General features: G+C 75.7%; 10 protein-coding genes. All 10 read right to left on the minus strand.

Annotated features, from left to right (window positions below; translation table 11 throughout):
- Positions 1-3: 3 nt before the first annotated feature.
- Positions 4-1,011 carry an ornithine carbamoyltransferase gene (gene argF / locus ACF08F_RS27995; protein WP_392301281.1) on the minus strand — a complete coding sequence of 336 codons (1,008 nt, stop codon included), beginning with the start codon at positions 1,009-1,011 and terminating at the stop codon, positions 4-6.
- Positions 1,012-1,118: 107 nt separating this feature from the next.
- Positions 1,119-2,351: an arginine deiminase gene (locus ACF08F_RS28000; protein WP_392301282.1), complete on the minus strand. Its 1,233-nt coding sequence runs from the start codon at positions 2,349-2,351 to the stop codon at positions 1,119-1,121.
- A gap of 129 nt (positions 2,352-2,480) precedes the next feature.
- Positions 2,481-5,462 (minus strand): hypothetical protein, encoded by a 2,982-nt coding sequence (locus ACF08F_RS28005; protein ID WP_392301283.1) that lies wholly within the window; start codon positions 5,460-5,462, stop codon positions 2,481-2,483.
- Entirely contained in the window at positions 5,459-7,816 is a 2,358-nt protein-coding gene (locus tag ACF08F_RS28010) for a hypothetical protein (protein ID WP_392301284.1), read from the minus strand. Before ACF08F_RS28010 ends, ACF08F_RS28005 begins: the two co-directional genes overlap by 4 nt.
- The gene (locus ACF08F_RS28015) at positions 7,813-10,473 is read right to left on the minus strand and encodes a hypothetical protein (protein WP_392301285.1); all 2,661 of its coding nucleotides are present in this window, start codon (positions 10,471-10,473) and stop codon (positions 7,813-7,815) included. Before ACF08F_RS28015 ends, ACF08F_RS28010 begins: the two co-directional genes overlap by 4 nt.
- A complete protein-coding gene (locus ACF08F_RS28020; protein ID WP_392301286.1) occupies positions 10,470-14,114 on the minus strand; it encodes a tubulin-like doman-containing protein in 3,645 nt (1,214 codons plus the stop codon). The genes ACF08F_RS28015 and ACF08F_RS28020 overlap by 4 nt, the downstream gene beginning before the upstream one ends.
- Before the next feature lie 22 nt (positions 14,115-14,136).
- Positions 14,137-16,890, minus strand: coding sequence for a VWA domain-containing protein (locus ACF08F_RS28025; RefSeq protein WP_392301287.1), 2,754 nt, complete (start codon positions 16,888-16,890; stop codon positions 14,137-14,139).
- A gap of 8 nt (positions 16,891-16,898) precedes the next feature.
- Positions 16,899-17,471, minus strand: a complete 573-nt coding sequence (locus ACF08F_RS28030; protein WP_392301288.1) for a Pycsar system effector family protein — start codon at positions 17,469-17,471, stop codon at positions 16,899-16,901.
- The gene (locus ACF08F_RS28035; RefSeq protein WP_392301289.1) at positions 17,468-19,381 is read right to left on the minus strand and encodes a hypothetical protein; all 1,914 of its coding nucleotides are present in this window, start codon (positions 19,379-19,381) and stop codon (positions 17,468-17,470) included. Before ACF08F_RS28035 ends, ACF08F_RS28030 begins: the two co-directional genes overlap by 4 nt.
- Positions 19,378-21,846: a hypothetical protein gene (locus ACF08F_RS28040; RefSeq protein WP_392301290.1), complete on the minus strand. Its 2,469-nt coding sequence runs from the start codon at positions 21,844-21,846 to the stop codon at positions 19,378-19,380. Before ACF08F_RS28040 ends, ACF08F_RS28035 begins: the two co-directional genes overlap by 4 nt.
- Between the last annotated feature and the right edge of the window lie 263 nt (positions 21,847-22,109).

A 22,109-nucleotide genomic window follows, 5' to 3' on the forward strand; every position in this document is an offset into this window, starting at 1 on the left:
GGCTCAGGCGGGGTTCGCCAGGGTGGCCACCAGGACCGCCTTGATGGTGTGCATACGGTTCTCGGCCTCGTCGAAGACGACGGAGTGCGCCGACTCGAAGACCTCGTCGGAGACCTCCAGCTCGGTGAGACCGTGCCGGGCGTGGATGTCGCGGCCGACGGCCGTGCCCAGGTCATGGAAGGCCGGCAGGCAGTGCAGGAACTTGACGTCCGGGTTCCCGGTGGCCCGCAGCACGTCCATGGTCACGGAGTACGGGGCGAGGGCGGCGATCCGCTCGTCCCAGACCTCCTTGGGCTCGCCCATCGACACCCAGACGTCGGTGGCGACGAAGTCGGCACCCCGGACGCCCTCCGTCACCGACTCCGTGAGCGTGATCGTGGCGCCGCTCGCCTCGGCGAGCTTGCGGGCGGAGGCGACGATCTCCTCGGCCGGCCAGTACGCCCGCGGGGCGACGATCCGCACGTCCATGCCGAGCAGGGCTCCGGTGACGAGGTAGGAGTTGCCCATGTTGAACCGGGCGTCGCCGAGGTAGGCGAAGGCGATCGTGTCGAGCGGCTTGTCGGTGTGCTCGGTCATGGTGAGCACGTCGGCGAGCATCTGGGTGGGGTGCCAGTCGTCCGTGAGACCGTTGAAGACGGGGACCCCGGAGAACTCGGCGAGCTCCTCGACGGCGGCCTGGCTGTCACCCCGGTACTCGATGCCGTCGAACATCCGGCCGAGGACACGGGCGGTGTCCTTGACCGACTCCTTGTGGCCCATCTGGGAGCCCGAGGGGTCCAGGTAGGTGGTGGAGGCGCCCTGGTCGGCGGCGGCGACCTCGAAGGCGCAGCGGGTGCGGGTCGAGGTCTTCTCGAAGATGAGCGCGATGTTCCTGCCGCGCAGCCGCTGGACCTCGGCGCCCGCCTTCTTGGCGGCCTTGAGCTCGGCGGAGAGCGCGATCAGGCCGCGGAACTCCTCGGCGGTGAAGTCCAGCTCCTTGAGGAAGTGGCGGCCGATGAGGTCAGTGGCCATGGGACGCGCTCCTGGGGTACGGGTCGGGACGAGGGGACCGTGGAAGTCTATACGTACATCAGCATTTATATACAGCCCCGGCGCCCTCCCCGCCTGTGGGGAACGACTCAGGTCGCGTCCCGCTCCACCGGACAGCTCATGCAGCGCGGACCGCCCCGCCCCCGGCCCAGCTCGCTCCCCGGGATCTCGATCACCTCGATGCCCTGCTTCCGCAGATGGGTGTTGGTCGTGACGTTCCGCTCGTACGCCACGACCACCCCCGGCTCCACGGCGAGGACGTTGCACCCGTCGTCCCACTGCTCGCGCTCTGCCGCGTGCACGTCCTGCGTCGCCGTCAGGACCCGGATGTCCTGGAGCCCCAGGGCCGCGGCGATGGCGCTGTGCATCTGGTCCGGCGCACGGTCGGTCACCCGCAGGGACTGTCCCGCGTCACCGGGTTCGATCGTGTACGAGCGGAGCATGCCGAGCCCCGCGTACTGCGTGAACGTGTCCTGGTCGACCATCGTCATCACCGTGTCCAGGTGCATGAACGCCCGCCGCTTCGGCATGTCGAGCGCGACGATCGTCCGAGCGGAACCGGTCGCGAAGAGACCGCGCGCCAGCATCTCCACCGCCTGCGGGGTGGTGCGCTCGCTCATCCCGATGAGCACCGCGCCGTTCCCGATGACCAGGACGTCCCCGCCCTCGATCGTCGACGGGTAGTCGGCCTGCCCCTCCGACCAGTGGTGGAAGCCGCCCGCCTCGGGGCCCGTGAAGAGCGGGTGGTGCTTGTAGATCGCCTCGAAGTGCACGGTCTCGCGCTGCCGGGCCGGCCAGCGCATCGCGTTGATCGAGACGCCGTCGTAGATCCACGCCGAGGTGTCCCGGGTGAAGAGGTGGTTCGGCAGCGGCCCGAGCACGAAGTCGTCGAGGTCCAGGGCGTGGAACCGCACCGACGTCGGCTCCCGGTGCGCCGCCAGGAACTCACGCTTCGTCATGCCGCCGACGAGCGCCTCGCCGAGCGCCCCCGCGTCCAGCGAGTCGAACGCGGCGCGCAGGTGGTCGGCGGCCAGCGGACCGTACTCCTTCTCGTCGAAGACCCGGTCCAGGACCAGCGCGCGGGCGGCCGGCACCTCCAGGGACTCCCGCAGCAGGTCGCCGAAGAGATGCACCTCGACCCCGCGGTCGCGCAGCACGTCGGCGAAGCCGTCGTGCTCCTGGCGGGCCCGGCGCACCCAGAGCACGTCGTCGAAGAGGAGGGCGTCCTTGTTCGACGGCGTGAGCCGCTTCAGCTCCAGGTCGGGGCGGTGGAGGATGACGCGGCGCAGCCGCCCGGTCTCGGAATCGACGTGGAATCCCATGGGCCCATCCTGACGGAGCCGAGCGGCCCGGGCCCGTCTTTCGGGCCTTCGGGCCTGGGGTTGCGGGGACGTGTCCCAGCGCGGGGGCCGGGGGGTCGGGGGGCGCGGGCCTCGGGGCGGTCGGGGGCCCTACTTCATCACGGTGGCGACGAGGATCGCGGCGAGGAGGAGCGCGAGCACGACGGCGGAACGGCTCAGGAACCGCCGGGTGTAGCCGTTGACCGACTCGTCGTCCTGCGCCGTGTACGGGGTGGCCCGGGGTGGGCTCGGGTGGGCCGGCACGCCCGGCGCGGCCGGCGCCGGCCGCGCCGGGGGGCCGGGTGGCGGGGGGTGGCCGGGTTGCGGGGCATGCCCGGGCTGCGGGGCGCGCCTGCCGCCGTACGCGTCCTTGAGGAGCGTGAGCCAGACCGCGTCGGGCAGGCCGGGACGGTCCCCGTCGACGATCTGCCAGAAGGCCTCGCGGGCCGACGGCACGGGACTCGTCCGGAGCCGGACGAGCAGGGCCGCGACCGTGCCGACCGGGGCGTCACCGCCGCCGAGGAGGGGCCGGACGGCCCAGCGGTGCAGCTCGGCGGCGTTGGCCGCGCGCTGCTCCTCGGGCGGCTCGGAGCGGTCCTGCTCGGCGCCGGGCGGCGCGGCCGCCCAGAGCTCGCGGCCGAGAACCACCTCGCAGAGCTCGCGGCGCGCCGGATGCTCCCAGGACGGCAGGCGCCGGGCGATCTCCCGGAGGAGCAGGGTGACGACCACGTACAACTGCGGACGCCGCAGGGCGTCGAGCAGCTCACGGCTGCCCGCCCGCTCGACGAAGCCGCGGGCCTCCTCCACGTCACGGGCGGTCGGCAGCCGGTGGACGAGGCCGGTCTCGGCCTCCTTCTCCCGCCCCCTCCCCCACGGTTTCCTGGCCCACGCCCACCGCCCGCCGCCGCTGCCCGGCCCCGTCCACTGGGCGCCGACGAACGGGAGGACGGGGCGGGGGTACGGGTCGTCCGCCCGGTCCGGGGCGGGACGGGCCCGGGCGGGTGCGGGAGCAGGGGCGGGCTCCGGTGCGGGTGCGGTCTCCGGTGCGGGTTCCGGCCGGGGGCCGGAGTCGGGTCCCCGGCCGGCGTCGGGATAGGGGTCGCGTACGCGATCCGGGGCCGGCCCGCCCTGACGCTTCGGCGTGTCCGTGGCCCAGGGGTCGGACCCTCCGGGGGTCTCCCCGGGGGACGTGTCGGTGTACGGCTCCTTCGGATGCCGGGGCGGGTCCTGACGGGGACGGGCCTGGCGGGACGGGACCTCGCCGCCGCTCCAGGACTCCGGAGGGGCCGGAGGGTGCCCCGTGTCGGGGCCGTCGGAGGGCCGGGCACGTTCGGCGGAACCCTGCGCGCGGCCACCGGAGTCCCGGCCGGCGACCGGGGAACGCCGCGGGTCCGGCACGGCCGGGTGGCCGTCCTCCGGCTCGGCGGATCGTCGTGGCCCGGGTGCGGCCGGGCGGCCCGCTTCGGGTGCGGCGCGGGGCCCCTGTTCCGGTACGGCCCGGGACCGCGGGTCCGTGGCCGCCGCCCCGGACCGGGGGTCAGGCCCGGATCGGGGGTCCGGCCCCGACCACTCGCCCGGCTCCGGCCCGCGCCGCGGATCCGGCGTCGGCGCCCGCCCGGGCTCCGGTCCCGGCTCGTACCGGGGGTCCGGCGCCGGTCCCGACCGCACCTCGGGCGTCGGCCCGTACCGCTCGTCCTGACCCGGCCCGCGCCGGGGCTCCGGCGCCTCCTCGAACCACGGGTCCGGCTCGGGTTCGTGACGCCGCTGCGGCCCGGATCCGCGGCGCGGATCCGGCCCCGATTCCGACCAGGGGTCCTGCTCGCACCGGTTCCGCCGCTCCGGCTCACGTCCGCGCCGGGGCTCCGGTGCCGCTTCCGCCCACGGGTCGGGATCCGCCCCGTACCCCGGCTCCGGAGCGGACCCGTACCGCCGCTCGGGCTCGGCCCCACGCCGGGGCTCCGGCTCGCCCCCGTACCTCGGCGAAGGTTTGTCCCCGTAGCCCGGGGTCGGCTCTTCCCCGTACCCCGGCATCGGCCCTTCCTCGTGCCTCGGGGTCGACTCGGGTCCGTGCCTCGGGGTCGACTCGGGTCCGTATCCCGGCGTCGGCCCTTCCCCGTACCTCGGGGACGGCTCGGGTCCGTGTCCCGTTCTTCCTCCGGGTGGGAAGCGCGGTTCGCGGGACGGGCGGGCGCCTCGGCGGGACCGGGTGTCGAGGGTGTCCAGGGCTCGGACCGCCGTGTCGAGGAGGGACCGGCGGGGGGAGGCCGCCGCGTGGAGGGCGCTGCCGACCGCGTACAAGCGGCCCTCTCCCTCCTCGACCCCCCGCAGGTGGTGCCGGACGAGCCGGTCCGCGATCTCCTCAGCCCGGTCGCCGGACCGCTCGCGCGGGTCGACGCGGCGGCGGCCCGTGTTGGGGCTCGCCGCGCCCGACCAGCGGCCGACGAACACGAAGCGCAGGGCGGGCAGTTCGGCCGTGTCGTGACTGGCGAAGGTCCAGCGGCGGTCGACGAGCCCGCCGAACATGCTGTTCAGCCCCCACAGCACGGAGAAGGCGGTGTCGCCCCGTTCGTCCAGGACCGTGAAGCGGTCGTCGGGGTGGCGCAGCAACTCCGCGACCGTCCCGCCGAGTTCCTCCGCGACGTACGGGAGGGTCCCGTCGAGCTCCCCCTGCCCGCGGCCGGTCGACGGTATGAGGACCTCCTCGGGGACCACCGGCAGCCGGCCGCGCACCCTCGCGAGGTACGGGGTGTCGGCACCGTCCCAGTTCCAGGCGTGGAGGCCGAGGCAGACGGCGGGCTCGAGGAGGGCGGGCGAGCCGACGAGCGCGTGGCAGAGCACGGACGACGAGCCGTCGGCGTCCGTGAACGGGGTGCGCCTGACCAGCATCACACCGGGGCGTCCGTGGAGCCGGATCAGGGCGGGCCGGGTCTCGTCGCCGCTCGCGCGCAGCACGGGACCGGAGATCCGGAAGAGGGCCTCCGTCTCGTCCCGGGGCCCGGACCAGGCCACCGGGCCGAAGCCTGTGCTGCCCGAGGCGTTCTCGCTGTCCCAGCGGAAGACGATCTGGTCGACCTCGTTCTCCGACCGTGTCATCGGACGACTCCCTCCGTGGGCTCCACCCCGGGCAGCAGCCCGCACATGGCGAACAGGGACAGCAGGGGTGCCAGGACCCGGCGCGGCCGGACCCCGTGCGGAAAGCGGTCGCCGCGCGCCTGCCCGCCGGTGGCGGCGACGAAGTGCAGGGAGCAGTTCGCGCAGTCGTCGAAGGGCTTGAGCCAGGCGGCGCTGGCGTGCTGGGTGAGGAAGGCGTACGCGTCCCGGCTCTCGTCCCGCGCCTCGGCGGGGTCGTAGCGGCCGGGCAGGGACCGGCCGAGCCACCGGTCGACGGACGGCTCGAAGCGCACGAGGTCGCTCTTGTTGACGGCGAGCGCCGCCGGCGCCCCGACGAGCCCGCCGCGCTGCCTCGGGATGCGGTCGAGCACCGTGGTGAACGCCTCGTCGCCGAGGTCGCGGCGGCGCAGCCCGCTCTGCTCCCGCACGGGGTCGAGGGAGCCGAGGCGGAGCGCGCGCAGCGGGTCGAGGACGAAGACGAAGGCGTCGACCCCCATGAGGAAGCGGGCCACCTCGCCGTCCTGCGCGAGGTCCTCGCCCGCGAGGTCGAAGAAGACGACGGGCCGCGGCGTCCCGCCGCCCGCGGAGACGAGCAGACCGTCGGCGAAGCGGGCGAAGGTCTGCTGGCCCGTGCGGCCCAGCTGCCGCCCCTGCTGGAGGTTCTGGACGCGCTCGCGCAGATAGGTGCGGTGCGTCTCGGGGTTGAGCGGGCGGCTCCGCAGCCCGTACGGGGCGAGGCCGCCGAGTTCGATCTCGCCGAGCATCGCGGCGAGGAGGTGGGTCTTGCCGACGGACGAGCTGCCGACGAGGGCGACGGAGAGCGGCTCGCCGTTGGTGAGGTAGGGGACGGGGAGTTCGTGCTCCTCGTCGCCCTCCCTGGTGTGCGGGCACAGGTGGTAGGCCTTGCGCAGGGCGTCGGTGATGTGGGCGGGCCGCCGTTCGCCGCTGAGGTCGAGCGGGATCCGGTTGCCCTTGGTGTCGATGGTGACGAGCCGGCGTTCGTCGTACTCGACGGGCAGCAGGCAGTGCGGGCACATCCTGCTCCGCGGGAGCGGGGCCGTCTGCGGATCGAGCGGCGACGGCGGGGCGAGGGGGCGGCCGGGGCCCTCCCCGCCGCCGAAGATCCGGTCGATCAGGGTGGTGCGCGACGAGCGGGGATCCCGTGTGGGGTCCGCCGCGTCGTCGAACTCGGCGTCCACGTCGGTGGGGGTGTCGGAGTGCGCGTACGGCTCCGATCCCGGCGGCGCGCCCCCTTCGAACGCGGCTTTCTTCCGGGCGAGTCTGCGCTCGTACTCGGCGCGCCCCCGGGCGAACCGGTCGGCCGCTCCGGCGACGGTGGCGAGCGGATCGGGGACGTTCAGGAGCCGCATGAGCTCGGCGGGGCGCGGCCGGTCGGCCGTCCTCGGGGAGAAGAGGCCGCTCTGGGCCAGCGCGGCGAGCCGACGGTAGTCGGCGAGGTCCCCGGGCGGGCCCTCGCCCCGCCCGGGGCGACCGGACAGGAGGTAGTAGCCGAGCCGGGCGACGGACCACAGGTCGTCGCGCGGGTCGGCCGCGCCGAGCCCCTCGCGCTGCTCGGGCGAAGCCCAGGGCGTGCCGCCGAACGGCTCGCGCGCCTCGCCGGCGCGCAGCGCGGCGAACGGCTCGCAGAGGCGTACGTGGGCGCCGTCCCACCGCACGGTGTCGGGCGCGACGGCCCGGTGGACGAGCTCGGCGTGTTCCAGGAGGCGTACGGCGAGGGCGAGTTGCCCGATGATCCGCTCCTGCTCCTCGGGGCCGAGGCGGCCCGCCCAGTCGGCGAGCGGCCGGCCGCCGGGCATCCGGTACAGCACGAAGGGTTCGGGCGCGGTGAGGTCGAAGCCGACGACCCTGGCGAAGACGGCCCCGAACTTCTCCTCCCCGTAACGGCGTTCGAGCGAGACGGCGGCCGCCACCTCGCGCTCCAGGAGGGCGTAGGCGTGGGGGTCGGTCTGCGCGGAGGCCGCCAGCCGGAACTGCAGGACCGGCCATCCCGCGCCGAGTGTGGCCCGGCGTGCGAGGATCCCGGGCCGGCCGGGCGGTCTGCGGTCGTCGCCGTACCGGACGGTGAAGCGGACCGGCTCCTCGCGGTGGGTGGAGAACTCCAGCTCCTCGTAGTACGGGTGCGGAGGGGTCATGGGCTCGCTCAGGTGGTCGGGGTGGTGGGGATCGAGCGGGTGTGCCTGGGGGCTCTGCGCGGTTTCCGAGCCGGGTTCGTTCGGGTCGTTCAGGTGGACCGGACGGTTCAGGTCGTTCGGATGGTTCGGGTGGATCGGGTGGATCGGGTGGATCGGGCCGTTCGGGTGGTTCGGGTCTGTCACGGTTCTCCCGCCTCCTCGGCGCGGACGGTGTGCACGACGTCCGCGCGCAGCGGTACGAGGCGGAGGATGCCGGCGTGTCGTCCCGCCCCGGTCCACACGACGCCCTCGGCGGTGCCCCGCCAGACGTCGTCCCCCGCCGCCCCGCGCCGCATCGCCTCGGGCACGAAGCGGACCTGCCGGGCGGCGATCGGGTCGTGGGAGAGCAGCCGCAGGTGCTCGGGACCGCAGAGCGCGACCGTGCTGCCGGGGTCGTCCTCGGCGAGCAGCAGCCGGGCCACCGCATCCGGGGCGACGCCGGTGAGGCGGGCCGCGTCGGGGCGTTCGGAGCGGTCGGTGAACGCGGCGAGCGAGGCGAGCGCACCGAGGTCGCGGAGGTCCCGGAGGCCTTCGTACGGCGGCGGGGGCGAGGCCGCCGCGTCGCGCTCCAGGCGGATCCGGGTCTCGTCCAGGAGCTCCGTCAGCCGCCGCGCCTGCGCCGTGTGCTCCGTGCCGCCGGGGTCGCGTTCGATGCCCGCCCAGCACCCGTCGAGGAGGAGGACCGTACCGGCGACCAGATCGCCGACGAGCGTGTCGACGAGCGCGGGGCCCCCGTCCCCGTGCCGCCGCTCCAGCCACGCCGGAGCGGGCCCGGACTGCGGGGACGACGGGGCGTACGGGGAGGACGGCGGGTCCGGGTACGGGGACTGCGGGGGCGGCGACGGCGGCGGTCCGTACGAGGACGCGGCCGCGTCCCGTACGGGCGGCTCCTCGGCCATGTCCGCCCAGCCGTCGTCCTCGCCGGCGTCGCTCCAGTCGTCCCAGCTCCAGGCGGCCGTCGCGGTGTCGGCGCCGCCGGCCGCCGGACCCGGACGGGGAGCCGCACCCGGGACCGGTCCCGGCGCGGGTTCCCAGGGCTCGTCGTCCCAGGACGCCCAGTCCCGCGTGCCCCGGTCCGCCGTCCGGTCCGCCGCCGGGTCGGGCGTCCGGCCGGGGCCCTGGTCCGCCGCCCACCCGCCGCCGTACGCGTCCGCGGTCTCCGCGAGGCCGCGGAGAAGCCGGGCCACGGCACCGGATCCGGCCGAGCAGTGGTGCCGTACGTCGGCGAAGAGCCAGTCGTGCACGGCGGTCGTCACCACCAGGGCGTGGATCTCCCGCACGATGCGGCCCGCCTCCTCGGGGTCCGCCCGCGCCCACCAGTCGTCCACGGCCCGGGTCCAGTCGCGCAGGGCCAGCAGGACGACGGCCGTGACGGACACGGCCAGGCCCGCCGCCCCGGCCCAGACCGGCGGGCCCAGGTACAGGCCGAGCCCCGCCCCGGCGAGGCCGCCGACGAGACCGCCGGCGAGCCGGGGCGACACGCCCGTGGAACCGGCGCCGCCGTCGATCCGCCCGTCCGGCGAACGGTTCGGCCTGCGCCACAGCATGAGTCGCGCGAGCACGGCGGCGAGGACGCCCACGGCCGGGCCGAGGACCCAGCCGAGCACCGGCCACACCCCGGCGAGCAGCGCGAGGAGTCCGGTCAGGGCGAAGGCCGCCGGCCGCGAGCCGCCGGCCGTGAAGGGGTACCGGCCCCCGAGCCGCCGCAGCCGCTCGGGACCGCAGATCGCGTCGAGCCGCGCGAGCCGGGACGCGCTGCCCGCCGGGGCGGTCCGCGCGGAGAGCCCGGAGAGCCGGGCCGCCACGGAGCGCAACGGCAGCCCCCGGCCGATCAGCTCGTACGTGTGGTCCCGCAGCGCCGGGACGATCCCGGCCCGGGTGATCTCCCGTGGCAGTTCGGGGAGTTCGACACCCCGGTCCCGGAGCAGCCCGCGGTGCTCGGCGGTGAGCCGGGTGCCGCCCGCGGCTCCGAAGGCGTCCGCGACGGCAGTACGGAGCCGGGCCAGCTCCTCCGTGAGCCGCTCGACGTCCCCCGGCAGGTCGACGTCACGGCCCGCCCCCGTCAGGAGCCCCGCCGCGCCCCGCACCCGGTCGTGCCCGTCGACGGCGTCGTCGAGGGCCTCCTGGCAGGCGGCGAGCCGGGCCCCCGCCCGGCCGCTCGCGGGGAGCCAGTCGTGACCGGCCAGGGAGCGCGGCACGCCCTCGCCGAGGAGCAGCGCGAGCGTGCCCGGGACCCCGTCCGGGGAGGCGGACCCGGTGGGCACCTCGGGGCCGGTCAGCCCTTCGACGGCCTGGCGCCAGGCCCGCGCGCGGGCCTCGTCGGTGAGGTCGTGCTCCAGGACCCGCACGGCGGGTACGGCGACGCCGTGCACCACGTCCGCGAGCGAGCCGAGGACGGCGTCGAAGACCTCCGGGGCGGCCAGCACCTCGACGAGCGGGCGCAGGGCGGCGTCGGTCCCGTCGTCGCCGGTCTTCTCGTCCCCGGTGTCGAGGAGCCAGAGGACTCCGGCGGCGGGCGGGCGCAGGGTCAGGGTGCGGCGCAGCGTCCGGTCGCCGCGGGCACCGACGGCCAGGCACACGATCTGTGCGGGGCCGTAGGAGGACAGGCGCTCGTAGAGGAGCTGGTGGCCGACGAGCCCGGCGGCCTCGTCCACGACGAGGAAGCGTCGCTCGCCGCCGGGCTGCGGGACGTCCAGCGCCGCGCGGACCGCGGCGTCGGGGTCGTCCGGGCCGCCCGCCCGAAGGTCGAGGCAGACGGCGTGGCCCGGCAGGGGTCGTTCGGGGAGGACCCGATGGTTCACTGCTCCTCCTCTTCCAGGTCCCAGGGGTACCCGTCGTCCTCGGACTCGGGCGCGGGCTCCCTCTCCCAGTCCTCGTCGTAGAGCGACCGCCCGGGGTCGCTGCTCCGCCGGGAGTCACCGTTCCGCCGGGGGTCGCCGTTCAGCCCGGAGTCACCGCCCCGCCGGGGGTCGCCGTTCCGCCCGGAGTCACCGGACCAACCCGGATCGCCGTTCGGCCCGGAGTCGCCGTTCCGGCCGGGGTCACCGTTCCACCCCGCCTCGCCCGACCAGTCCGAGCGCTCCGACCGGTCCGAGCGCCCCGGACGGCCCGAGCGCTCCGACCCGCCCGAGTGCCCCGGACGGCCCGGTTCACCCGGCACGCGGGGGTCGCGCGCCTCGCGGGGTTCCTCGGGTCCGCCGAACCGGCCCGGCCCGCCGAACCGGCCGGAGGAGCGGGGCTGTCCGTACCGCCCGGCCTCCTGCGGGGGCGGGGGCGCCTGCTCCGTGCCTCTCCCCCGCGCCGCGCCCGCCGGTCCGTGCCGGTCGAAGAGGGCGCGGAGGGTGGAGCGGGTCGCGCGGGTCCCGGGCGGGAAGCGCATGTCGAGGGCGCCCTGGTAGGTGACCTCCCAGAACTGCCGCAGCGGGGCGAGCCATTCGACGTCCGTGTCGCCGTACTCGCGGTACTCGGCCTCCAGCCGGTCGAGCAGGACGAGCTGGCGCGGCGCGATCTCCTCCACGAACTGGGTGAACAGCCGGGACGGCGGCTGCGGCACCTGCGTGAGGCCCTTGGGCAGGGTGCGCATGAGGCGTTCGCAGAACACCTCGATGATCTGGCCCTCGTCGAGCAGCGCCCAGCGCTCGTACGCGCGCAGCATCCCCGCCCAGCTGGAGAGGGATCCGTCGAAGGCCTCCAGGCGCAGCGACATGGTCGCGGACTCGCCCTCCTGGAGGCGGATCCGGACGCGGTGCGGCGAGTCGGCGGGGCCGTCGGTGGCGATGTCGCCGTTCCACATCGCGCAGAGCAGCCGGTGCATGATCCGCTGGCGGTCCTGCTCGGTGGCGACGAGCCAGTCGTCCTGGTAGCCGAGCCGCTGCCGCCAGTGCAGGAAGTCGTCCTCCCCGGCCGAGTCGCGGGCGTCGGACCAGAGGCTGAGGACGTTGCGGACCTCGGAGATGTCGGTGAGGTTCATGCCGCTGCGGAAGAGGACGACGGTGAGGGAGTGGGTGTCGACGGCCCGGTACTCCTGGTCGGCCTTGGCGGGCAGGTTGAGCGCCTGCCGGAGGAAGCCGGCGGCCCGCCCGTCGGACTCGCTGGCCGGGTGGACGATGAGGATCTTCATCGGGCCGCTGCCGTCCGGTACGAAGCCGACGGGCAGCAGGCCGGCGAGCCGGGCGCGGAACTGGTCGAGCCAGCGCGGGTCGACCTTCGACTCCGCGCCCTCGTCGCCCGCGGCCGCCCTCAGCAGCAGCTCCATGGAGGGCAGGAGGGGGCGGGTGAACTTGGCCTCGTTGGCCTCGCCGAAGAGCTTCTTGACCCGGCGTTCGAGGACCTGCTTGATCTCCTTGACCGGCGCTCCCGGGGAGCGGCGGACCGCGTCGAAGGCGTTGCGCCAGTCGTCGGGCCGGACCAGCTTGTCGAGGAGGGTCGCGGCGTCGGTGGCCTCGGGGAGGCCCTCGCTCTGGGCGAGCCGGTCGACGACGTCGTCGTAGAAGGCGCGCAGGGTGTTCTGCGGGGGCAGGAGGTAGGCGATGCCGGCGCGGTCGTCGCGGTAGAGCTCGCGGCGGCGGTCGGCGAAGTTCCGTGCCTCGTCCTGCTCATGGGCGCGGAGCGCCTTGGTGAGCTCGCCGAGCTCGTTGACGGTCCGGGTCAGGGCGAGCCGCCACTGGTTCTCGCCGGCCTGCCAGCCGCGGTGCCACAGGCTCCGGGCGCGCCACTGGTACCAGGCCTGCTGCGCGGCGAGCGTGTCCTGCACGTCGGGGTCGTTCCACCGGGCCGGTACGACGCCGCCGAAGCTGCCCTTGATGGGGGGAATCGGCGGGGCGGCGGCCTGGACGTTGGAGGGTCGTTCGGGTTCGTTGCGCCGGTTGTCGAGCATGCCGGTGAAGCCCACCCTGGCGACCCTCTCGGGGTGGCCGGGCAGACCGTGCAGGACGGCTTCGAGCTGGAACGGGCCGATGAGGCCGAGGAGTTCGCGGGCACCGTAGCCCGGCCTGAAGTCCTCGGTGAGGCGCGGGATCTCGCGGGCGAGGTTGGTGTCGAGGCGGCGGAGGGCGTCCTCCATGTCCCCGAGCCGGTGCTGCAGTTCCTGGGCGATGTCCTTGCGGCCCCTGGGGAGGTCCTCGGGTCCGGGGACGTCCGGTGCCTCGCGGTTCCAGAGCCGGCCGATGCCGGAGCGGACGAAGAGGTCGCGGACCGCCTCCGATCCGTCCCGGGCGGGCCGCCGGGCCCGTTCGTCCATGCCCCGCACGGCCTGGGCGAGGAGCCGGGCGGCGACGATCTCGGCGAGGTCGTCGACGGGGACGGTGAGGGAGGCGGCGAGGCTGGTGGACATGCCCCGGTAGCCGATGCCGGAGCGGGCGGGCGTCGAGCGCTCGACGGCCTTGTTGACGAACCGTTCCGCGAAGGACTGGTAGTCGTCGTCGGCGTGGGCCACCCCGCCGTTGGACTCGCTGAGTTCGGTGCCGATGAGCGACATCACCATGGCGGTGATGGAGCGGCGCAGGTCCTCGGCCCCGATGACGGACGGCTTCGAGAAGAGGAAGGCGGTCTGCATCGTCGCGGGGCGCAGGGCGACGACCCCGTCCCTGGGGTACGTGACGCTGAGCCGGCCGCGCTGCTCGACGTCGCCGACGGAGTCGGTGGAGTCGGGCATGTTCTGGTCGTCGACGAGCCGTGAGAGGTCCACGAGGGCGCGGGCCGCGTTGAGTTCGGCCTCACGTCCGCCGCCCGCCTCCGGCGGGAAGGCCGAGGGCATGACGACGAGCGGGTAGATCTTCACCCCGGGCACCTTGGCGTTGCGGAACTCGTGCCCGATGAGGTGGATGAAGTCGTAGAAGATGCCTGCGCCGGTGCCGCCGGCGACGGAGAAGGCGACGAAGACGTCGCAGCCCCGGATCTTGCCGCCGCCGACCCGCTGGAGGTCGCCGGCCGACTGGCCGAGGGCGCCGATCGCCTCGCGGAGCTGCCGCAGGACGGGCTCCAGGCCGGAGCGCAGGGTGGCGAAGAGCGCGGAGCGCCCGACGGTGGGCAGCTGGCCCGCGCCGCTGTTGAGGGGGGCGACGCGCGGCTGCCGGAGCCGGGGCGGCAGCCAGAGCCGGGTCTCCTCGGGGACGGAGACGCGGAGCATCTCGGTGACCTCGGGCGAGGAGTCGAAGTCGGTGGGCAGCAGGTCCCGGATCATCCGGGAGGTCCGGGCGAAGGCGGCGCCCTCGGCGCCCTTGGCCTTGAACTGCGGCTGCTTCGTGAGCTCCGCCTCGCTGAAGTCGGCGTAGACGAACTGGAGGCAGTCCGGCAGCTGGAAGGGCATCCGGCGGCCGCCGTCGACGAGGTCGGTGCCGTCGGGGCCGCACAGCTCCCGGCGGAGGCTGCGCTCGAGTTCGGTGCCGATGCGGCCGCCGGTGCCGCCGAGCCCGACGAAGAGCATGGGCTGGTAGATCTTCATGTCGTCTCCCTTGGGGGCCCGTTCAGAAGTTGGGGTCCGGGTCCCCGGCGGTCGTGCCGCCCGTTCCCGTACTGCGTCCTGTGGTGCTGCCGCCGGTTCCGCCGCCCGTTCCGTCGCGGGCGCCGGGACGGGTCGTCCTGCGGTCGCCGGCTCCGGCGCCGGAGCGGCCGGAGCGTCCGAACCGGCGGGGCCACGGGACGCGGCCCTCCTGTCCGTCACGCGTACGGGACCGGGAGCCGTCGCCCGTACGGGAGCCGTCGCCCGTACGGGAGCCGTCGCCCGTACGGGAGCCGTCACCGTCGCCCGTGCCGAAGCCGGCGCCCTCGTCGGTACCGTGGCCGGGGCCGTGGTCCTCGTCCGTGCGGTAGCCGCTGCCCGCGCCGGAGCCGCGGCCGGAGCGCTGACCGGAGTCGGAGCCGTACCCGCCGCCGTACGTGGAGGTGGAGCCGTACCCGCCGCCGTAGCCGGAGTCGGAGCCGTATCCGAAGTCGGACTCGGATCCGGCGCCGTGTCCGGAGTCGGCTCCGGCACGGGTGCGGTCCGTCCGGCCGCCGCGGCCCGTCCCCCCGCCGCCCCGTACGACGAGTGCGTACGCGTCGAGGCCGGCCGGCTGGCCCGGCCGCAGCGACACCTGCGTGCCTCCCCGGGGGCGCAGCAGCAGCTGGCCGGTGCCCGTGCGGCGCAGGACGTGCGCGCCGGACGAGGAGCCCTCGCGGGCCCGGCGGAGGGTGGGCGGCGCACCGCCCGAGTCGTCGATGGTGAAGGGGAAGGAGCCGCGGACGCTCTGGCCGCGGCGGACGGTGAGGGTGTCCAGGACGCGTCCGTCCCCGTGGAGTTCGAGCGTGACCCCGGTGAGGTCGCGGCGGCGGCGCCGGGCCGCCGTCTGCACGACGAGGAGCGCGGCGACGACGACGAGGACCGCGGCCACGCCCACGACGGCCTTCCACCAGCGGTCCCACCAGGACGGCGGGGCCACGACGAGGACGTCGAGGAAGTCGTCGTCGAGGACGCGGTCGCCGTCGCCGGTGTCCACGACCGCGATCACGCCGCCCAGTTCACCGAGAGGTGTGGCGCCGCCGAGGGTCACCGTGAAGGGGACGCGCTTGCTGCCGCCCGGCGGTGCGGTGACCGTCGCCGGGGAGACCGAGAGTTCGGAGCCCGGGGTCGCGTCCTGGACGGCGAGCCGCAGGACGCGCGGCCCGGAGTCGTTGTTGGTGACGTCGAGGGTGCCGCGGACGGTGCCCCCGGGGTGCACGGTCGCCCGGTCGAAGGCGAGCCCGGCGGTGAGGAGCGGTGTGCCCTGGGTGATGCGGGCGTGCAGCGGCCGCCGGTCGGAGGTGACGCCGGGCGCCGACATGCGGGTGGTGAGCCGGAGGTCGCCGGTGGCTCCGGCGGGCACGGTGAGCGTGCCGGTGAACCGGACGTCGCCCGCCTTGCGGTCGGGGGCCTTCCCGTCGTCGGCGAGCCGGAACGTCACGGGGGCGAAGCCGGCGCCGCGCAGTTCGGCCGTGACCGCGAGTCCCGCGAGCTGGCGGGGGTCGGTGACGGTCACCCCGCGCCGGGTCTGCATCCGTACGGCCACGGTGACCTGCTCGCCGGGGCGCGGGGAGGCCGGGTCGAGGGTGACGTCGGAGCGGAGCATGCCCTGCCAGATGGCGCGGACGACGACCTCGCGGTCGCGGTGGCCCTCGGGCGCCTCGATGTGCACGCGCCAGCGTCCCGGCAGCGGGTTCTTCACGCGGAGCGCCTCGACGGGACCGTCCTGGCCGCCGACCTCGAAGGTGGATCCCTCGAACTCGCCCCGGGTGGGGACCCGGCGGTTCAGCGGGTCGAAGTAGGTGACCCGGACCTTCGGGTCGTGTTTGGAGACCGTGAGGGAGCCGTCGGTGGCGATGGGCGGGATGACGACCGACAGGTCGGCGGGCGGCTTGCCCGCGGTGCCGTGCGAGATCCGCGCGCAGCGCGCGGCGGCGAAGGTCTCCTGGAGGGCCTTGTCGAGGTCGGCGGAGCTCGCGACGACCCGCATGTGGGGGGCGGAGCCCGGCACCGCGGAGCACGTGCCCCGGTAGCCGCCGGCGGCCATGGCCGTGAGGGCGGCGCGGTCGATCTCGGTGCCGAAGCCGAGGGGCCAGATCTGGACGCCGGCCGCGCGGGCGCGGGCGAGTTCCTCGGTGAGCCGCCGCTCGCCGTTGGAGCGGCGGCTGACGGGGTCCGTGCCGTACTCGGGGCTGTCGGAAACGTCGAGCTTGCCGTCGGTCAGGAGGAAGACGACCTTGTACTTGGCGGGGGTCTTCGCGGCCGCGCCGCCGGTGTCGCTCTTCTGGGTGAGGCGGGTGACGGCCTGGCGGATGGCCGCCGGGAAGTCGGTGCCCGGTCCCATCCGGGCCGCGTCGCGCTTGTTGAGGAGCTGGACGCAGTCGCTGAGCCGCTCGCGGCCGGCCGCGTCGGCGACGGTGAGCGCGCAGACCTCGCGTACGGGCGACTGGCCGGGCTTCTCGGAGCTGCCGAAGCCGATGACGGTCGCGCGGGAGCGCTCGGATATCTCGCCCTGGCTGAGCAGCCCCGCCGCCTCCGTCTCGCGCGCGAGGTCCTTGTCGGCCAGGCTCTTCGACTGGTCGACGACGACGGCGAAGTCGATCGGGTCGGGTCCGTCGCCCTCGGCGACCGCCAGGGGTCCGCGCGGCGCACCGGGGGTTCCGGCGGTCGCGAGGGGGCCGGTGAGCGCGAGCAGCGCACCGGCGAGGAGCAGGGCGCTCCCCTTGTTCGTCCAACGCATCGTCACTCTCACCACAGTTCGCTCAGGAGGGCCAGGAGGGCGCCGAGCGCCAGCGCCGAGACGCCCAGGCGCAGCCACCGGTACTTCGCCGCGAGCACGAGCCCGTGCACGCTGGCCTGTTCGAGGAGCCAGCCGGTGGCGTCGGCACCGGGCGGGGCGAGCCGCTCGCGCAGTTCGCCCTCGGACGGCCCGGCCGTCAGGTCGCGCAGGAGGGTGCGTTCCGCGCCGATCCGGGTGCGGGGCAGGACCACCGACACGAGCATCAGGACGCCCGCGGTCCACAGCGCGCCCGCCACGAGCAGCAGGGCCAGTCCGGCGCCGGCCGTGGGCATCGGGGCGCGGTCGCCGGAGAACACGACGGCGAGGAAGGCGAGGGCGCCGGAGAGCAGGATCGCCGCCTTGGTGTCGGCCCGCCCGATGTCCTCGCGGACGGTGGCGAGCAGCCGCTCGGCCATGAACCGCAGCTCCTCGGGCGCCACCGCGGCGGGCGCGGGTTCCGGGGGCGCCTGGGTGGCCGGGGTCCGTACGGCGTCCGGGGGCGCCTGGGTGGCCGTCGGCGGTGTGGGGTCCGGGTTCGTCACTCGTCCTCCCAGTCGTCGAACTCCTCGCTGTGGCGGCCGGGGCGGGCGGATCCGGAGGACCGCCGGGTCCGGCCGGGGCCCTCGCGGTCGTACGGGTCGTCACGGTCGAACCGGTCGTACGGGTCGTCCCGCTCGTACCGGTCCCGCTCGCGGTCCCCGTACCGGTACCCGTCGCCGTCCCGGTCCCTCTCCCGTTCCCTCTCGCGGAACTCCTCCCGTTCCCGGTCGGAGCCGGACTCGACGCGGGTGGGCTCGTAGACCCGCCGGTCCTGCGGAGCCTCGTCACGGTCGTCCCGCTCGGTCCGCCCGTCGCGCTCGGTCCGCCCGTCGCGCTCGGTCCGCCCGTCGCGCTCGGTCCGTCCGTCGCGCTCGGTCCGTCCGTCGCGCTCGGTGCGCTCCGTGCGCTCGTCGCGTTCCGTCCGCTCCGTGCGCCCCGTCCGCTCCCCGTGCTCGTCGCCCCAGTCCGGTCGGACCGGCTCCGGACCGCCCTCCTCCAGGGCGCGGCGCGCCCGCTCGCCCCCGGGGCCGCCCGAGGGGTTGAGGACGTTGCCCGTGATGCGGCCGACGACGTTGCCGGTCTGGGTCCGCAGGTACATCAGGACCTGGTACATCTGCTCGCCGATGTCGTGCCGTTCCAGGACACCCGTGTCGAGGAGGCGGTTGAAGACCGCGAGGTAGTCCTCCTGGCCCTCGCGCCGCTCCCGCTGGAGCTGGGTACGGATCTCCCACTGCTTGTCGGGGTGCATCGCCATGTGGTGGGCGATCTGGGCGAGGTCCCCGCGCCGGAAGAGGGCCTCCATCTCGCGGGCCCGGTCGGCGATCCTGGCCCGTTCGGCCGCGTCCTTGCGGCGCTCCGCCTCGGCCTCGCGCGCGTCGGCCTCCATCGTCACGCCGATCCGGTCCCGTCGGTAGACCTCGGCCTTCACCTGGTCGTCGAGGTCGATGAAGACATGGACGCGGGTCTTCAGGCCGATGTCCCGGCCGAGGACGAACCGTCCGGCGTTCAGCTCGTCCCGCACCGCCTCGTCGGCGCGCTGCGCCTCGGTGATCCGGAACCGCCGGGACAGCCGGCGGAGCCGGTCGAGCAGTTCGTCGTGCAGCAGCTCGGCGACGTCCTCGACCTGTTCCTGGACGACGAGGTGCGGATCGGTGACCACCCATTGGACGCGGGCGACGGCCTCGAAGAAGACGCCGTCCCCGGCGGCGGGCAGCTGGAGCCGGAACTCCGTCACGTTCCGCCCGAGTTGCACCTCGAAGACGGTGTACGGGGAGCCCAGCAGCGGCTTGTTCACGTCCTCGTTGCGGTCCGGCCAGGCCACGCGGTGCCCGCCGTTGCGGTAGAGGAGCACGGCGGCGACCCGGCCGCTCCGGCGGCGGTACGGGGGCGCGTACTCACGGAGGAGCGGTCCGCGGGGCCGCCCGGAGGCCTCCGGGCCCCAGGCCTCCCGCGCCCGGCCGCCGCCGCGCACCTCGTCCCGCACGTCGTCCCAGGGCCGGCCCCGCCCTTCGTCCGGGCCGCCGTCCCGCCGCACGTCCCGTTCCCTGTCCTCCGGCACCCGCGCGCCTCCCCGCCCCTGTTCACGTCCCGGCTCCGGCCGGCGGTCCCGGTCGCCGTCGCCGTACCGCTCCTGTTCGCCGTACCGCTCCCGGCCCCCGCCCCCGTGCCTCTCCCGCTCCCGGCCCCCGCCCCCGTACCTCTCCCGGTCCCGGTCCCCGGCCCGCGCCTCGCCCCGGTCGTCGTACCGCGGCCGTTCCGCCTCCCCCTCGTACCGCCGCTGCCGTTCCCTGTCGTCCCGCGCGCGCCCTGGTGACTCCTCGTACCGCTGCCGGGCGCGGCCGTCGGGGGCCCGCTCGTCCCCCCGCGCCCGCTCGTCCGGTCGCGCGCGCCTGTCCCGCTCGGGCCCGCTCATCGACTCGCTCCTTCCGTCACGGCGTCCCACATGCGGCGCGCCGCGCCTCTGTCCAGGGGCCGGTCGCGGTCCCGGACCAGTTCGTTCAGCAGGCCCCTGAGGCGGTCGCGGTCGCGGCGGTCCACGGCGAGGAGCGGCAGGAAGCGGCAGACGTGGCCCAGTGCCTCCTGGTCCTTGGCGGCGCGGCGGAGCAGCCCGCCGAGGGCCTCCAGGGCCGCCGCTCCCGCGCGTGCCGTGCCGAGCGTGGTCCGCAGCAGCCGGGCGAGTCCGGGAGCGAGGTCCGGCCGGGTGGCGAGCAGCGCGACGAGCAGCGGGCGGGACGCGTGCGGGTCGAGCTCGGGCACGTCCCGCAGTCCCCACAGGTAGGTGGTCCGGGTGCTCAGCGCGCGGATGACGGCGAGGTGGACCACGTTGGCGAGGGTGAGCCGCCCGTCGTCGAGCCACAGGTGGAGCCGCCGCAGCACGGTCTCGGGCTCGCCGGAGGCGAGCAGCCGGGCCACGCTGAACGCGGCGAGCACCAGCACGTCGCCGTCGGAGGCCTCGTGGGCCCTGACGATCCGCGCGAGGGCTTCGAGCGAGCCGGGGACGCCTCCGGCGGCGAGGACGTAGCCGTGGGCCAGCAGGGCGGTCCCGACGAGTGCGGACTCCTCGGACACCGCCCAGTCCTTGAGCACGGAGGCGACGGCCGGTCTGACCCGGGGGTCGCGGGCGGACTCGGCGAGCGCGGTCGCGGCGGCCAGGCGGGCGACGGGCACGTCCGTCACGGCGAGGGGGACGATCAGCTCGCGGAAGCCGTGTATCCAGTCCCAGGAGCAGAGCACGCCGGCGGCGACGGAGGCCCGCACCCACACCTCCGCGCGCGGGTCGTCGCACAGGGCGCGCAGCCAACGGGCCACCGGGCCGCGGGCGTTGTGGTAGCCGTGCCAGACCTCTCCGAGGACGGCGCCGGCGAGGGCCTCGCCCTGGAAGCGGACGGCCCGCACCGGCACCTTCGCCGTGCCGAGGTCCAGCTCGCCGTCCTCCAGGACGGCGCGCGCCCGCAGCGGGCGGTGCTCGGCTCGGGTGCCGAACAGACGCCTGCCCGGGGCGTGTTCGGGGTCGAGGGCGACGGCGAGCTCCCAGGCGAGGAGTTCGGCGGCCTCGGCGGCGAGGCTGTAGGCGGAGCCGTCGAAGACGGCGACGGCGATGCGGAACGCCCCGGTGTTCAGGGCGGGGAGCGCCTCGGGGAGCGTGCCGGGGCGGTCGGCGCCGGAGAACCACTCGCGGGCCTGGGAGGCCACGAAGGTGGCGCACTCGCCGAGGAGTTGCTCGTCCGTCGCCTCGCCGCGCCAGTGGCGGGCGAGGTGGTCGGCGAAGCGGGCGGCCTCGCGCGGGCGCAGCTCCTCCAGGCCGACGGCCCGGACGACGTCGGGGCGCTCGGCGAGTTCCCACGCGGCGGCAAGGGCCTCGGGCGGCTCGTCGCGCAGCCGGACCCGCAGGTGGCGCCGGAGGACCTCGTCGGCGGGCGGGGGCGCGCAGGCCGTGCCGTACCGTCCGCGCAGCAGCCGGTCGGCGAGCTCGCCGCTCTCGACGAGGACGATGCCGTACGCGTTCCGGCCGCGAAGGAGGTCGCCGAAGCGGTCCAGGTGCAGTTCGGAGAGGCGGGTGGCGGGGCGGCGTGCGGCGCCGGTGGCCTCGCCGCGGCCGGTGCGGGAGCGGGCGGGCTCGCTCTCGGTCCGGTCGTCCTCGGTGAGCAGCTCCATGAGGTGGCCGCTGCCCTCCTGGAGCGCCTCCTCGGTGATCTCGTCGACGCCGTGGCGCGGGTCGAGGCGGAAGACGTGGCCGCCGGTGAGCTCGTCGAGGAGGGCGAGGGCGGTGGCCTTGCGGCCGCTGCCGGGCTCGCCGCAGAGGACGAGGACCCGGTGGTCGCGGAGCCGCTGCTTCATCTCCTGGTAGCCGGTGATCTCGCAGTAGACCTGTCCGAGGTCGTCGAGCGTCTCGGGCGGTACGGGGCCCCGGACGAAGCGCGAGGAGTGGTCGGAGCCGAACACGGAGAAGAACTGGTTGCCCTCGAAGAGGGTGCCGTCGCCGAGGAAGGTGGTGTGCCGGTCGCCCTCGGCGCCGGCCCAGGTCCGCAGTGCCCGGCGCGCGGTGGCGGCGCCTCCGGTGTCCCCGTCGCCGCCGATGGGGCTCCGGTCGGCGGACGCGAAGACGCTCACCTCGCGCGGCGGCTCCCCCGCGCCGTCGCCCCGCTCGCCGCCTCCCGCCCGCTCTCCGGAGCGTTCACCGGAGCGCTCGCCCTCCCGCTCGCCGCCGCGTCCGGAACCCCGCTCGCCCCCTCGACCGGAGCTCCGCTCGCCGCCCCGCCCGGATCCCCTGCCGGCTCCCCGGTCCTCCTGGCCGCGGCCCCCGTCCTGCGGTTCGCGCGCGTCGTGCGCGTCGTGGGTGTCGTGCGAGGAGGCGCCTTCGTCGTGGTCGTCGCTCACTCCGCCTCACCCGCCCCCGCGCTCCCGCCGTGACCGCTGCCCTTGTCCTGCTCCTTGCGGATGCCGGTGAACCCCCCGTGGATCGTGTTGCCGTGGATGTCGAGCAGGTCTCCCCCGACGTTGTACGTGCGGTTCCCCCCACCTGTCCGGGGCGTTGGGGCGGGCCCCCCCCCCCGCCCCACCCCCCCCCCCGGGACCCCCCCCCCCCCCCCCCCCCCCCCCGCCCCCGCCCCCCCCCCCGCCCCCCCCCCCGGCCCCCGCCG

Source organism: Streptomyces sp. NPDC015130 (assembly GCF_043080005.1).
Classification (GTDB): Bacteria; Actinomycetota; Actinomycetes; order Streptomycetales; family Streptomycetaceae; genus Streptomyces.

Bases quoted from the DNA above. Each gene is read 5' to 3' on its own strand.
- ACF08F_RS28020 (WP_392301286.1), bottom strand. From the start codon at position 14,114: ATGAAGATCTACCAGCCCATGCTCTTCGTCGGGCTCGGCGGCACCGGC.
- ACF08F_RS28035 (WP_392301289.1), bottom strand. From the start codon at position 19,381: ATGAGCGGGCCCGAGCGGGACAGGCGCGCGCGACCGGACGAGCGGGCG.
- ACF08F_RS28025 (WP_392301287.1), bottom strand. From the start codon at position 16,890: ATGCGTTGGACGAACAAGGGGAGCGCCCTGCTCCTCGCCGGTGCGCTG.
- argF (WP_392301281.1), bottom strand. From the start codon at position 1,011: ATGGCCACTGACCTCATCGGCCGCCACTTCCTCAAGGAGCTGGACTTC.
- ACF08F_RS28000 (WP_392301282.1), bottom strand. From the start codon at position 2,351: ATGGGATTCCACGTCGATTCCGAGACCGGGCGGCTGCGCCGCGTCATC.
- ACF08F_RS28005 (WP_392301283.1), bottom strand. From the start codon at position 5,462: ATGACACGGTCGGAGAACGAGGTCGACCAGATCGTCTTCCGCTGGGAC.